The sequence below is a fragment of the Mesorhizobium sp. B2-7-1 genome (assembly GCF_006440735.1).
Classification (GTDB): domain Bacteria; phylum Pseudomonadota; class Alphaproteobacteria; order Rhizobiales; family Rhizobiaceae; genus Mesorhizobium.
On sequence record NZ_VFUA01000038.1, the window covers coordinates 1 to 14209 of the forward strand.

Here is a 14209-nt window from a genome sequence, read left to right on the forward strand (position 1 = left end):
GTCGGATTGCCCCGAATTGCCCTTCGCAATTCGGCTGGCAATCCGGGTGAGGGGGAACCTTCCCCACAGCCCGGTCAGTCCGCCGAATGTTTTTCGAGCGTCACGCCGGCTTCGTCCATGCGCTTCAGCATCGTCTCGACCGAGCCGTTGAGGTCGATGCCGCGGCAGGCGTCGAGCCGCACGGTCGTCCTGAAACCCTGCTTCACCGCGTCGAGCGCCGAGAAGGCGACGCAGAAATCGGTGGCCAGCCCAACCAGGGTGATGGTGTCGATGCCGCGTTCCTTGAGGTAGCCGCCAAGGCCGGTCGGTGTCTTATGGTCGTTCTCGAAGAAGGCCGAATAGGAGTCGATCGCCGTGCGGAAGCCCTTGCGGATCACCAGTTCCGCCTTGGTCCAGGCAAGCCCTGAATGGAAATCGGAACCGAGGCTGCCCTGGATGCAATGATCCGGCCACAGCGTCTGCGGCCCGTAAGGCATCTCGATCGTCTCGAAGGTCTGCTTGCCGGGATGGCTGGAGGCGAAGCTCGAATGTCCGGCGGGGTGCCAGTCCTGCGTCAGGATCACATGATCGGTCCGCCGGATCAGGTCGTTGACCAAAGGCACGATCTCGTCGCCGCCGGCAACCGCCAGCGCGCCGCCGGGGCAAAAATCGTTCTGCAGGTCGATGACGATGAGCGCTTCTTCGGCCATGCGGCTCCCTCTCGTTTCAGCCCTCTCGTCTGGCTTGCGGGCTCCAGTCCAAAAGCCGCTGACGCGACCGAAGAGGGAACCTTGACCAGATGGCCGGCGGCGTCAACCTCCGGCGCCATAACAATCGCGTTCAGGTGTTGGCGGCGCAAACTCCGGCTTTGACAATTCCGACCGGCCTGATATCATTTGCATACGAATGAATTTGACCGGTCCGGGGACCGGCAAGAAGATCCGAAGCCGGCACTTCGGGAGGCCACGGGAAGGCCTAAGCTCTGGGAAGGCCCTTTTCGGGAAGGCAAAGCGTGATCCGTTACGCGAAACCCACCACGGTCGACGAGGCGCTCGCTTTGCTTGGCGAGGATCGTTGGCGCATTCTGGCCGGCGGCACGGATTTCTATCCGGCGCAGGGCGCCAAACCCTTCCGTGACAACATCCTCGACATCAACGGTCTCGCCGGATTGCGCGGCATCGCCGAGACGGACGAGCATTGGCGGATCGGCGCCCGCACGACCTGGACCGACGTCGTCCGCCACTCCCTGCCAGCCGCATTCGATGCGCTGAAGGCATCGGCGCGCGAAGTCGGCTCGGTCCAGATCCAGAATGTCGCCTCGGTTGCCGGCAATCTTTGCAACGCCTCGCCCGCTGCCGACGGCGTGCCGGCGCTTTTGGCCCTCGACGCCGATGTCGAGCTGCGCTCGGCGAAAGCCATCCGCCATCTGCCGCTCGGCGCATTCATCCTGGGCAATCGGCGCACGGCGCTGCAGGCCGGCGAGATGGTCACCGCCATCCGCGTGCCGAAGCGCTCCACGGCTGGCAATTCGGCCTTCGTCAAGCTTGGCGCGCGGCGCTATCTCGTCATCTCGATCGCCATGGCGGCGGCGCGGCTCGTGGTCGAGAATGGCGTCGTTGCCGAAGCGGCGATCGCCGTCGGCTCATGCTCGGCGGTCGCCCGCCGTCTCGCCGGCGTGGAGGCCGCCCTGCGCGGCCAGCCGGTCACGCCTGCACTTGCCGACGCGGTTCTGCCCGCGCCGATGGATGAATTGTCACCGATCGCCGACGTGCGCGGCAGCGCCGAGTACCGGCAGGATGCGGCGCGCGAGATCGTCGTTCGCGCCGTGCGCGCTGCGATCGGGCTCGACCAAGGCAAGGTGGCCGCATGAACATGGCACAGTCCGGCATCGCCCAATCCGGCATTGAACGCGCCGACATTGCTTTCGAGGTCAACGGTGCCGCCGTCACCGTTTCGGTGCCGCCGGTCAGGCGCCTGTCGCAGGTTCTGCGCGACGAGTTGCGGCTGACCGGCACCAAGGTCGGCTGCGATGCCGGCGATTGCGGCGCCTGCACGGTGCTCGTCGACGGCAATCCGGTCTGCGCCTGCCTGATGCCGGCGGCCTCGGTGCGAGGTGCTTCCGTCACCACCGTCGAGGGCCTTGCCAATGGCAGGCTGTCCGCCCTGCAGGCGTCCTTCCTCGAACACGGCGCCGCGCAATGCGGCATCTGCACGCCCGGCCTGCTGGTCGCGGCCACCGCGCTGCTGCAGCGCAATCCAACGCCGAGCGAAGCCGAGACGCAGGACGCGCTGGGCGGCGTGCTGTGCCGCTGCACCGGCTATCGCAAAATCGTTGCGGCGGTGATGCAGGCCTCGCGGCATATGAACGGCGTCGACCTTCGCCTGCCGCAAGCAGGCCACGCCGTTGGCGCCTCGCCGATCCGCCTTGACGGCGTGCCGAAAGTCACGGGCGACGAGAAGTTTGGCGGCGACTCTTTTCCGGCCGATGCGCTATCGGTGCTGGTGGTTCGCTCACCGCATTATCACGCCCGCTTCAGCTTCGGCGATTTGCAGACATGGGCGGACGCACACCCCAGCATCGCCGGCGTCTTCACCGCCGTCGATATTCCAGGCAAGAACTGTTTCGGCGCCATCGGCCCCTTCGCCGACCAGCCGGCGCTGGCCGAGGGTTTTGCTCGGCTGCGCGGCGAGGCGGTGGCGCTGGTGGCGGGCGAGCGCGAGGCGATCCTCGATCTCGACCTGACGGATTTTCCGATTTCCTGGACCGAGCTGCCGCATATGCTGCAGCCCGGCGAGGCGAAGGCCGAAGGTGCCGCGCTAATCCACAGCCACCGTCCGGCGAACCTGCTCACCTCCGGCCTGGTCGAGCGCGGCGATCCGGAAGCAGCGCTTGCAGGCGCGGCCGCCACCGTCTCCGGCGCCATCGAGACCTCCTTCGTCGAGCACGCTTATATCGAGCCGGAAGCCGGCTATGCTTATATGGATGGCGACACGCTGGTCGTCGTCGCCTGCACCCAGGCGCCTTACATGGACCGCGACGAGACGGCGAAGGTGCTGGGCCTTGCCGTCGACAAGGTGCGCATCGTGCCGACCGCCACGGGCGGCGGCTTCGGCTCGAAGCTCGACGTCTCGCTGCAGCCGCTCATCGGCCTTGTCGCGATGAAGACTGGGCGGCCGGCGGCACTTGCCTACACGCGCAACGAATCCATGATGTCGACCACCAAGCGCCATCCGGCCGAGATGAAAGCGACCATCGGCGCCGATGCCGAAGGACGTGTCACCGGCATGGTCTTCGAGGGCGATTTCAACACCGGCGCCTATGCCAGCTGGGGGCCGACGGTCGCCAATCGCGTCCCCGTGCATGCCTCCGGCCCCTATCTGACGCCGAACTACCGGGCGACCGGCTATGCCATCCACACCAACGGCCCGATCGCCGGCGCTTTCCGCGGCTTCGGCGTGCCGCAGTCCACCATCATGCAGGAGATGCTCTATGACGAGCTTGCCGGCAAGCTCGGCATCGACCGGCTCGATTTCCGCCTGAAGAATTGCCTGCGCGACGGCTGCGAAACCGTCACCGGCCAGCTTCTGGAAACGGGCGTCGGCATCGGCGAATGCCTGGAGCAGCTTCAGCCGCATTGGGCGCGCGCGCTGGCCGATGCCGAAACCTTCAATGCCACCAACACGGCGAGCAAACGCGGCGTCGGCGTCGCCTCCTGCTGGTATGGCTGCGGCAACACCTCGCTGCCCAATCCCTCGACCATCAAAGTCGGCATCTCGGGCTCGGGCGACGTCGTGCTGCACCAGGGCGCGGTCGATATCGGCCAGGGCTCCAACACCGTCATCACCCAGATTTGCGCCGACGCGCTCGGCCTGCCGCTGGACAGGTTCAAGCTGAAGAGCGCCGACACCGCCATCACGCCCGACGCCGGCAAGACATCCGCCTCGCGCCAGACTTTTGTGACAGGCAAGGCCGCTGAAAAGGCCGGGCGCGCGCTGCGCGAAAAAATCCTGCGCTTCGCCAACGTCTCCGGGCAAGCGACGATCGCGCTCGACGGCGCAAGCATCTCCATCCACGAAGGTGATGCCGCGCGGCGCATCGATCTGTCGGCGCTCAAGACCGATGCCGATGGCTACGTCTTCGTCGCCGAGGAAACCTACGACCCGCCGACGCTGCCGCTCGACGCCAAGGGCCAGGGCAAGCCCTATGCCGTCTACGGCTATGGCGCGCAGATCGCCGAACTCGACGTCGACCTCAAGCTCGGCACCGTGAAGCTGATCAGGATCACCGCCGCGCATGACGTCGGCAAGGCGATCAATCCGGTGCTGGTCGAAGGCCAGATCGAGGGCGGCATCGCGCAGGGCATCGGCATGGCGCTGATGGAGGAATATATCCCCGGCCGCACCGAGAACTTGCACGATTACCTCATCCCCACCATCGGCGACGTGCCGCCGGTCGAGCACATTCTGGTGGAGGTTCCGGACCCGGAAGGACCCTTCGGCGCCAAGGGCCTGGGCGAGCATGTGCTGATCCCGACGGCGCCGGCGATCCTCAACGCCATCCGCCATGCCACCGGTGTCCTGGTCACCAAGGTGCCGGCGACGCCGAGCCGTATCCTGGCGGCGATCCGTGAGAAGGAGGCGCGCCGATGAGCGAGCTTGCCGAACGTTTCGAAACCCACGATCCGGGCGAGAAGCAGCTGGCGGAAAAGATCCGCTGCGACGCCTGCCCTGTCATGTGCTACATCGCCGACGGCCGTACCGGCGCCTGCGACCGCTACGGCAATGTCGGCGGCCGCATTGTGCGCATGGATCCGCTGACCATCCTCGACCACGCCGCCGAGGCCGGCGGCGCGGTCGTGCCCTTCGTCGCCGAGGGCGAAGCCTGGAACGGCGAGCTGGTCAACACCGGCCGGCGCTTCGTCACTGCCATCGGCGCCGGTACCACCTATCCGGATTACAAGCCGGCGCCCTTCATCGTCAGCCAGGAGGTCGAAGGCGTCGATCTCGTCACCGTCGTCACCGAAGGCATCTTCTCCTATTGCGGCGTCAAGGTGAAGATCGACACCGACCGCCATATCGGCGACGAGACGGCGATCGTGCGTGTCGAAGGCGAGGCGATCGGCCATGTCACGACCGGCGAATACGGCTCGCAGATGCTGTCGCTCGGCGGCGTCCATCACCTCACCGGCGGCTCCAAGCAGGAAGGCCGCGCCACCTGCGACGCGCTGCTCAACCTGTGCAACCGCAAGCCGGTCGAGCTCACCATCGACGGCGGCGCGACGGTCGTCGTCGAGGCGGGCAAGGCGCCGGTCATCGACGGCAAGGTCGAGCACCGCATGCGCGTCGGCTGCGGCTCGGCCACCATCGGCATGTTCGCCACGCAATGGCGCGGCCTCGTCGACGAGGTGGTGGTGGTCGACGACCACATCACCGGCGTCGTCTCCGAGCACCAGGCCGGCAAGGTGCTGGGCTGGGAGGATACGGGCATCAAGATCATCGGCCGCCGTTCGACCCCTGGCCGCTACTTCAAGGTCTCAGAACCGGGCCTCGGCTGGGGCGGCACCACGATCTCCGACCCGCTGTCGATCCTGGGCGACTGGAACGCCAAGAAGGGCGCGCGTCCCGGCCTGTCGCTGCTGATGGTGTCGACCACCGGCGAGCAGTTCGCCTATTACGAGCTCGACGATGAGCTGAAGCCGGTCCAAAGGCCGTTTCCCGAGCGGCTGCAAAAATCCGTCGGGCTGATCGAGGACAATTGCGAGCCGGCTTTGTGCACGGTGCTGTTCATCGGCGGCGCTGGCGGTTCGCTGCGCGCCGGCGTCACCGAAAACCCTGTCAACCTCACCCGCTCGGTGCAGGGATTGAAGACTTATGTGACCGTCGGCGGTGCACCGGTTTATGTCTGGCCGGGCGGCGGCATCACGCTGATGGTCGACGTCACCCGCGTGCCGGAAGGCGCTTTTGGTTATGTGCCGACGCCGGCCCTTGTGGCGCCGATCGAATTCACGCTGCGCCGCGACGACTATGTCCGGCTCGGCGGCTACGAGAACGAGATACGCAGCGTCGAGGATATCCTCGCCAAGGGCGGCGAGTATCTCAATCCGCGCAGCAACACCGGGGCTCCGGTCAACAACCCCTGGCCGCCGCTGGCGCAGCTGCGGCGTGCGGCGGCGAATGGTGCCGGCTGATGAACGGCCCGCAGGCGCATTGGCTTGCCGACGGCAGGCGGCTCCATCTCAACCATGGGCCGATCGACCTGATCGTCGAGGCCTTCGGCGAAACGGATGAATGCCGCGCCGCTTACAAACAGGCGGTCGCTCGCTTTCAGACGATCCTGATCGAGGTGGTCGAAGAGCTTCCCGAATTGCGCCTGCCGGCATTCTTCCTGGCGCCACGCAATTTCGCGGGCCCGACCGCGCGCCGCATGGAAGCAGCCGTCATGCCGTTGGCGGAATGCTTCATCACGCCGATGGCCGCCGTTGCCGGTTCGGTAGCCGACGAAATTCTTGGCTCAATGCTCGCCGGTCGCCGGCTTGAGCGCGCTTACGTCAACAATGGCGGCGATTGCGCTCTCCATCTTGGCCTCAGCCAGTCGATGATGGTGGCGATTGCCGGCACCGGCAATGGCATGGCTGATCGTGTCACCATCCGCGCCGAAGATGGCGTGCGTGGCGTTGCCACCAGCGGCTGGCGCGGCCGGTCGTTTTCGCTGGGTATTGCCGACGCCGTCACCGTTCTCGCGCCGACTGGCGCCGAGGCCGACGCGGCGGCGACGCTGATCGCCAATGCCGTCGACCTGCCTGGACATCCGGCCATCGCCCGCGCCGCGGCGCGCGACCTGGCGCCCGACAGCGATCTCGGCGAGATGCTGGTGACGCAAAGCGTCGGCGCGCTCGCGCCCGGCGAGATTGCGCGGGCGCTGGACAACGGCCTTGCCGTCGCCGAAGATTTTCGCCGGCGCGGCCTGATCGCCGCATCGGCGCTGTTTCTCGCGGGCGAGGCCCGCATCAGTGGCTCGGTGTCGCTCGCCGCGCCCAACAAACATAAAGCGAAGGAAACTGCCCATGCCTGACTTTCCGATCCGCAAGGTCGCGGTGCTGACCGAGGAGATTTTCCATGATGGCGGCCCTGTGGCGAAAGAACCTCGCCTTCGCGCGGCGGCTCTCGCCGTGGTCAAGAACCCCTTCGCCGGCCGCTATGTCGAGGACCTGCAAGGCGCGATGGAAGACCTGAAGCCGCTCGGGCTTCTGCTCTCCGACAGGCTGATCGCGGCGCTCGGCGGCGACGTGAAGAAGATAGACGGTTACGGCAAGGGCGCCATCGTCGGCGCCGCCGGCGAATTGGAGCACGGCGCGCTCTGGCACGTGCCGGGCGGCTATGCCATGCGCGAGCGCCTCGGCGACGCCAAGGCCATCGTGCCGTCGGCCAAGAAGGTCGGCGCCTTCGGTTCAAAGCTCGACGTGCCGCTCGGCCATATCAACGCCGCCTATGTGCGCAGCCATTTCGACGCCATGGAGGTTGGCATCAGCGATGGCCCGCGTCCGGACGAGATCCTGTTCTGCCTCGCCATGACCTGTGGTCCGCGCGTCCACAACCGTATGGGCGGCCTGGCGGCGCAGGACATCAAGGCATGGGACGGTTTGAGATGAGCGGCGAGGACAATCTGCTGCGGCTCGTAGAGGCCGAAGACGGCGACGAGAACAACTACCATCTGCAGGACCAGGTCGGCTTCATCCTGCGCAAGGCGCATCAGCGCCATGTCGCGCTCTTCGCCTCGCATATTGGTGATCTCACGCCGCCGCAATTCGCTGCTCTGGCCAAGCTTCATGACATCGGCGAGACCTCGCAGAACCAGCTCGGAACGCTGATCGCGATGGACGCCGCCACCGTGAAGGGCGTCATCGACCGGCTGAAGGCGCGGGGCTTGGTCGAAGTCTCCAAGCACGAGGTCGACAAAAGGCGGCTGCTGGTCAACCTGACGCCGGAAGGCCGCGCGGCGATCGAGCGGCTGATCCCGCTTGCCCGCACGATTACAGAGGAAACACTGGCGCCGCTGACGGCCAAGGAGACCGCAACCTTTTTGCGGCTGCTGGCGAAGCTGGCTTAGAGCAATTCCAGGAAAAGTGTGAGCGGTTGGGCTCGGCGGCTTTGCCGTAGCCTTCCGCCCGGAATTGCCCTAGAGCGTTTGCGCGGCCTGCATCAGGCGGAAAGGATACGGTTTGCCGTCGCTGATGCTTGCGGTGCGCCGCCAGATCAAGACCACGACCAGCATCGAGACGTAGCCGTCAACAGCATAGTGCCAGCCCGAATACACCGAACCGAACAGGATGGCGATCGCGAATGCCCAGCCCGCAATGCCGAGCCAACGGTTGAGCCGCCCAAGGTAGCACGCGTTCAGCGTGGCGATCGCCACATGCATGCTGGGCATGGCGGAAATCCCGGAACCAAGCGCCAGCATGTCGGTCCTGTACGTGGCAAGAAGGTAGCTGGAATAAGACAGCACGTGCTCGTTGCCGGGCCGCTGCTTCAACACTTCCAGAAGCTCCGCATAGCGATCGCCACCCACCAACTCATCGTAGAAGATCGGGCCGACGGAGGAAAACAGCGTCGCCATGACCGTTCCGACCACTACAAGCACAAGGGCCATCGCGGTGAGATATCGCAGATGCACCGGCTGGTTGGCGAGCAGTGCTGCAAAAAACACCAAGCCGAACCATTCGAGAAACCAGAGTTTGGCATAGGTCACCGACACGACCATCGCCAGAAGGTCGGAATCGAATGCGTGAACGATGCGCCATGGCGCCTGGCCGTGCAGCAGCTCGCCGAAATCGGCCAGGGCTTCGTCACAGTAAAAGGGAACGATGTCGGGTATGTTCACCTTGTAGGTCGTGAACGCGGAGAGCATCAGGATGAACACGATCACGATGATCGCCGCCCGCAACCCATTGGCACGGATCGACATCGCGATGAATGTGAGCGGAGCCTTCGGCGACAAGACCATCGCCACCGGGATCGCCACGGCCAGAAAGCCGAGCGGTCCAAGGATGAAGAGCCGCGGCAAATACATCTGCGCCATCGTGTAATATGCCGACGGCCAGATCAGCGCCGCCACGGCAATATAGACCAGGCAGAGCCCAAACAGCTTTTGCGGAACATTGCCCAATTCGGGGTAACGCGCGAGCCGACCGAGTTGCCATCGCACCTGGCCTGGCGAGCTTGCATCCTCAAGTAAATCGCCGGATAGCACCATCAACGTCCCCCGAAACGCCGTCGAGGTCTATCTATAGTTGTTTATTTAATACATCCTTATCCGATTGCTTTGTGTTTGAAGCGCCCGGAAACAATAGCATTAGGGATATGTAATATACGTACGCTATACTTGAGAGGTTGGCGGTGACGAAATACCGGCGTCGAACATCTCCCTGGCCTGCTCGGCCGTATAGTAGCCAAGCCTGACATCCTCGGCGACTTGCTTCGGATCGCGCTCGCGCGGATCGCCATAGCCGCCGCCGCCCGGCGTGCCGACACGCACGCGGTCCCCGGCTTTGAGCGCGATGTCCTGTTCCTTGGAAAGATGCGGCGGCACATGCGCTTCGCCACTTCTGAACACGGTCACGCTGTTCGGCGCGCCGTCCTTGCCGCCGAGAGCGCCCTGTGGCCCAAAGCGGCCATGGTCCATGACGAAGGAAGCGCGGGCTTCACCGCGCAGGATCTCGACTTCATAGGCGAGCCCGAAGCCGCCGCGATGTTTTCCCGCGCCGCCGGAGCCCTCGCGCAGCGCATAGTGCCGGTAAAGTACCGGAAACGCCTGCTCCATGATCTCGACCGGAGGCGACTTCGAGATGCCGATGGTCGAGCAGCCATTGCTCAGTCCGTCATGGCCGACATTGCCGCCGTAGCCGCCGCCCGAGATCTGGTACATGACATAGTCGCGGCCGCGCGCCGGGTCGTTGCCGCCGAGCGCGAAATTGCCGCTGGAGCCGGCGGGTGCGGCCGTCACCTTTTCCGGCAGCGCCTGCACCATCGCCGCGAACACGGCTTCGGCGATGCGCTGCGAGACTTCCGCCGCGCAGCCTGACACGGGCCGAGGATATTTGGCGTCGAGGAACGTGCCTTCCGGCCGCTTGACGTGCAGCGGCTCGAAGGCGCCGGCGCTGATCGGCACTTCCGGAAAGATATGGCGCATGGCGAGGTAGACGGACGATAGCGTGGTCGCCAGAACGCTGTTCATCGGCCCGGCGCAAGGTTTCGATGAGCCGGCAAAATCGAAGGTGAGCGTATCGCCCTTCTTCGCGACAGCGAGATTGATGGTCAGCGGCTCGTTCACCACGCCGTCGGAATCGACGAAGGCCTGCGAGCGGTAGGTACCGTCGGGGATGACGGCGATCGAGGCGCGCATTTGCTCGGCGGCGCGGCGGCGCAGCTCGGCAATCGCCTCGACGACGGTTTCGTCACCGTAACGATCCAGGATTTCATTGAGCCTGTCCTGGCCGATCAGCAGTGCCGCGGCCTGCGCGCGGATGTCGCCGATGCGCTGGTCGGCGACCCGGATATTCGAGCAGATGATGGCGTAGATCTCCGGATCGAGCACGCCCTTCTTGAACAGTTTCACCGGCGGCAGCCTGAGCCCTTCTTGCTCGACCGCCGTGGCCGAGGCCGAAAACCCGCCCGGCACCGAGCCGCCGATATCCGGCCAATGGCCGGTGTTGGAAAGCCAGCAGAAGATCTTGCCACCCCGGTAGGCCGGCATGACGAAGCGCACATCCATCAGATGCGTGCCGCCGAGATAGGGATCGTTGACGATGTAGATGTCGCCCGGCTCCGGCGCTAGGCAGCGCCCGTCGGCGATCATCTCGATCACGGTCTTGGTCGAATACTGCATCACGCCGACGAACACCGGCAGGCCCTGGCTGCCTTGCGCGATGAGCGAGCCGTCGACCGCCGAATAGATGCCGTCGGAGCGGTCATTGGCCTCGGCGATGACCGGCGAGAAGGCGGCGCGGGAGAAGGTCAGGTCCATCTCGTCGCAGACCTGCTGCAGCGCCGCCTGCAGCACCGAAAGCGTGATCGTGTCGAGCTTTGCCATCTTAGGCCTCGCCGATGTCGATGATGATGTTGCCGTCGGCGTCCGAGCGTGCGCGGTCGCCACGTTCGAGCACGGTCGTGGCGTCCATCTGCTCCAGGATCGCCGGCCCTTCGATTGTTGCGTCGAGCGGCAGCTTTTCGCGGGCATAGACCGGTGTGTCGTGCCAAATGCCGTGATACCAGACCGGCCGGATCTCGCGCCGCGCTTCCTCGAGCGTTGCCCCCCGTCCAGCCGGGTCGATCAGCCGCGACAGGTCGATCTGCGGCCGTACGCCGGTGACCGAGGTGTTGAGGTTGACGAGATTGGCGCGGATCTCCGGCAGCTCGACCTTGAAGCGGGCGAAATAGGCTTTTTCGAACAGAAGCTGCAATGTTTCCCGTGAGACGGAAGACGAGGGCAGCGGCACGTTGATGATGTGGGTCTGGCCGACGAACTGCATGTCGGCGGTATGCGCGACGCGGATCGCGTCGGGCTTGACGGCTTCCTTGGCGATCAACGCCTCGCCTTCGTCCCGGTGCCGTTCCAGCACCTCGCGAAGCTTGGCTTCATCGACGCTCGCAACGGGCATGTTGATTGTGTTGACGAAGTCATGCCGCATGTCGGCGACGACGCAGCCAAGCGCATTGGTGATGCCCGGGCGCGCCGGCACCAGCACCCTGGGCAGGCCGAGTTCGCGGGCGAGCGCGGTCGCATGCAGCGGTCCGGCGCCGCCAAAGGCGAACAGCGCGAAATCGCGCGGGTCGTGGCCGCGCGACACCGAAACCATGCGGATGGCGCCGGCCATCTTCATGTTGCCGAGCCGCAGCACCGCGCCTGCCGCCTCGACGCCGGACAGGCCGGTGCGCTTGCCGATCTTGTCCTCGAAAATGCCGGTCACGCGCTCGACGGTGACTGGATTGTCGACCGCGAGCAGCTTCCTCGGCGCCAGGCGGCCCAGCACCAGATTGGCGTCGGTGATGGTCGGCTCGGTGCCGCCGCGCCCGTAGCAGATCGGGCCGGGATTGGCGCCAGCACTTTCCGGGCCGATCTGGATCAGCCCGGCCGCATCGACGCGGGCGATCGAACCGCCGCCGGCGCCGACCGTGTGCACCGCCACCATCGGCACATGGATCGGCATCGCATATTCGATCTCGATCTCGTTCGAGACGGCGGGCTCGGCGTTGCGGATCAGCGCCACGTCGGTCGATGTGCCACCCATGTCATAGGTGACGAGATTGCCGAAGCCGGCGCGCTTGCCCGTATAGGCGGCGGCGATCACGCCCGACGCCGGGCCAGACATCACGGTCTTGGCAGATTCCAGCGTGACGAAGCGGGCCGAGATCATGCCGCCATTGCCGTTCATGATCAGGAAGTCGCGGGCGTAACCCTTGCTGGCAAGTTCCTTGCGCAGCCGCTCGACATAGCGCTCGAGGATCGGCTGCACCGAAGCGTTGACCGCCGCCGTCACGCCGCGCTCGAATTCGCGCGCTTCCGAAAGCAGTGCATGTCCGGTGGTGATATGCCCGTTCGGCCAAAGCTCCGCCGCGATCTCGGCGGCGCGCCGCTCATGCGACGGGTTGGCGTAAGAGTGCAGGAAATGGATGACGAGCGACTCGCAGCCGGCTTCGAGCAGCTTTTTCACCGCATCGCGCATCTCGGCTTCGTCGAGTTGAATGCGCACGGCGCCCGAAGCCCCGACCCGTTCCGACACTTCCAGCCGAAGGTCGCGGGGAATGACCGGGACGAAAGTGCCCGTCATGCCATAGGCCTGCGGCCTTGTGCGGCGGCCAAGCTCGATCACGTCGCGAAAGCCGCGCGTGGTGATCATGCCGGTCCGCGCCAGCCGGCGCTCCAGCACGGCGTTGGTGGTGGTCGTCGTGCCGTGCACGATAAGGTCGATGCCGTCGATCGGAAAACCGGTCGCGCCAAGCGCGGCGACCACGCCGAAAGCCTGGTTTTCCACCGTCGTCGGCGTCTTGGCGATATGGACCTTGCCGCCCGCCTTGCCGTCGATCAGCAACAGATCGGTGAAGGTTCCGCCGACATCGATGCCGGCAACGACGCTTCCCGCCGACGCCGAAAATTTCTCATTCATTGCCGAAACTCGAAATGCCAGGACTACGGATATGCCTCGGTTTGGAAAGGCGTTTTACGCTGCCATCTTGACCTGAATATCATTTGTATACTAATAAATTCCGGACACAAGAGCTTACCGCTTGGCAGTGTGCAGAGAGCGCGCCGGAACCTGAACGTTCGGGCGCGCAGGAGAAAGTTTGGCGCCAGCGCGTTCCGTCTGGGCCGGAAAGTTGGGTTGGAATGAACACGACATCCGCGTTGAGCGTTGCCGGCTCGAAGCCGCTGCAGTTCCCGATCCCGGCCAATGTCTATGCCGAGACCGTGGTGTCGGTGAAGCACTACACCGACCGGCTGTTCTCCTTCCGCATCACCCGGCCGCAGTCGCTGCGCTTCCGCTCCGGCGAGTTCGTCATGATCGGCTTGCCCAATGCCGAGAAGCCGATCTTCCGCGCCTATTCGGTCGCCAGCCCCGCCTGGGACGACGAGCTCGAATTCTTCTCGATCAAGGTGCCGGACGGCCCGCTGACCTCCGAGCTGCAGAAGATTGAGGTCGGCGACACCGTCATCATGCGCCAGAAGTCGACCGGCACGCTGGTGCTCGACGCGCTGACGCCCGCCAAGCGCGTGGTCATGGTCTCGACCGGCACCGGCATCGCGCCCTTCGCCAGCCTGCTGCGCGACCCCGACACTTATGAGAAGTTCGACGAGGTCATCCTCACTCACACCTGCCGCGACAACGCCGAGCTCATTTACGGCCAGGAACTGGTCGCCGCGCTCGAAAGCGATCCGCTGATCGGCGAGCTGACCGGCGGCCGCGTGACGCTCTACAATTCGACGACGCGGGAAGAGTCGGCGCGCATGGGCCGCATCACCGCGCTGATCGGCTCGGGCAAGTTCTATTCCGACCTCGGCATCGACAAGCTCAATCCCGAGACCGACCGCATCATGATCTGCGGCTCGATGCATATGCTGAAGGACGTCAAGGAACTCGCCGAAAGCCTCGGCTTCCAGGAAGGTTCGCTCAGCCATCCGGCCAGCTTCGTCGTCGAGCGTGCCTTCGTCGGCTGATCAGATCGCCGTCCTGTCAAG

General features: G+C 65.2%; 11 protein-coding genes. 7 read left to right on the forward strand and 4 right to left on the reverse strand.

Annotated elements, in window-relative coordinates; genetic code table 11:
* Positions 1–74: 74 nt before the first annotated feature.
* On the reverse strand, positions 75–689 hold the full coding sequence (gene pncA, locus FJ471_RS16110) for a bifunctional nicotinamidase/pyrazinamidase (protein WP_140804651.1): 615 nt from the start codon (positions 687–689) through the stop codon (positions 75–77).
* Positions 690–991: 302 nt separating this feature from the next.
* On the opposite strand from pncA, the gene FJ471_RS16115 reads away from it, so the two are divergent.
* Genes FJ471_RS16115 through FJ471_RS16140 form a run of 6 tightly spaced genes read left to right on the forward strand, consistent with a single transcriptional unit; the run spans position 992 to position 8086 of the window.
* Entirely contained in the window at positions 992–1849 is an 858-nt protein-coding gene (locus tag FJ471_RS16115) for a xanthine dehydrogenase family protein subunit M (RefSeq protein ID WP_140804653.1), read from the forward strand.
* Positions 1846–4629 (forward strand): molybdopterin-dependent oxidoreductase, encoded by a 2784-nt coding sequence (locus FJ471_RS16120; RefSeq protein WP_140804655.1) that lies wholly within the window; start codon positions 1846–1848, stop codon positions 4627–4629. Before FJ471_RS16115 ends, FJ471_RS16120 begins: the two co-directional genes overlap by 4 nt.
* The gene (locus tag FJ471_RS16125) at positions 4626–6167 is read left to right on the forward strand and encodes a 6-hydroxynicotinate reductase (protein ID WP_140804657.1); all 1542 of its coding nucleotides are present in this window, start codon (positions 4626–4628) and stop codon (positions 6165–6167) included. The genes FJ471_RS16120 and FJ471_RS16125 overlap by 4 nt, the downstream gene beginning before the upstream one ends.
* The gene (locus FJ471_RS16130) at positions 6167–7051 is read left to right on the forward strand and encodes a UPF0280 family protein (protein WP_140804659.1); all 885 of its coding nucleotides are present in this window, start codon (positions 6167–6169) and stop codon (positions 7049–7051) included. The genes FJ471_RS16125 and FJ471_RS16130 overlap by 1 nt, the downstream gene beginning before the upstream one ends.
* Positions 7044–7628 carry an amino acid synthesis family protein gene (locus FJ471_RS16135; RefSeq protein WP_140804661.1) on the forward strand — a complete coding sequence of 195 codons (585 nt, stop codon included), beginning with the start codon at positions 7044–7046 and terminating at the stop codon, positions 7626–7628. The genes FJ471_RS16130 and FJ471_RS16135 overlap by 8 nt, the downstream gene beginning before the upstream one ends.
* The gene (locus tag FJ471_RS16140) at positions 7625–8086 is read left to right on the forward strand and encodes a MarR family transcriptional regulator (RefSeq protein WP_140804726.1); all 462 of its coding nucleotides are present in this window, start codon (positions 7625–7627) and stop codon (positions 8084–8086) included. The genes FJ471_RS16135 and FJ471_RS16140 overlap by 4 nt, the downstream gene beginning before the upstream one ends.
* Before the next feature lie 69 nt (positions 8087–8155).
* Here the strand turns inward: FJ471_RS16140 and FJ471_RS16145 are convergent, their stop codons facing one another.
* The 3 genes from FJ471_RS16145 to FJ471_RS16155 all read right to left on the reverse strand — a co-directional run bounded on the left by FJ471_RS16145 (position 8156) and on the right by FJ471_RS16155 (position 13139).
* Positions 8156–9229 (reverse strand): phosphatase PAP2 family protein, encoded by a 1074-nt coding sequence (locus tag FJ471_RS16145; protein ID WP_140804663.1) that lies wholly within the window; start codon positions 9227–9229, stop codon positions 8156–8158.
* A 123-nt stretch (positions 9230–9352) separates the two neighbouring features.
* Positions 9353–11065, reverse strand: coding sequence for a hydantoinase B/oxoprolinase family protein (locus FJ471_RS16150; protein WP_140804665.1), 1713 nt, complete (start codon positions 11063–11065; stop codon positions 9353–9355).
* A 1-nt stretch (position 11066) separates the two neighbouring features.
* Complete coding sequence (locus FJ471_RS16155) at positions 11067–13139, reverse strand: hydantoinase/oxoprolinase family protein (RefSeq protein ID WP_140804667.1); 2073 nt, start codon at positions 13137–13139, stop codon at positions 11067–11069.
* 221 nt (positions 13140–13360) lie between these two features.
* On the opposite strand from FJ471_RS16155, the gene FJ471_RS16160 reads away from it, so the two are divergent.
* Positions 13361–14188: a ferredoxin--NADP reductase gene (locus FJ471_RS16160; protein WP_140804669.1), complete on the forward strand. Its 828-nt coding sequence runs from the start codon at positions 13361–13363 to the stop codon at positions 14186–14188.
* Positions 14189–14209: the final 21 nt, after the last annotated feature.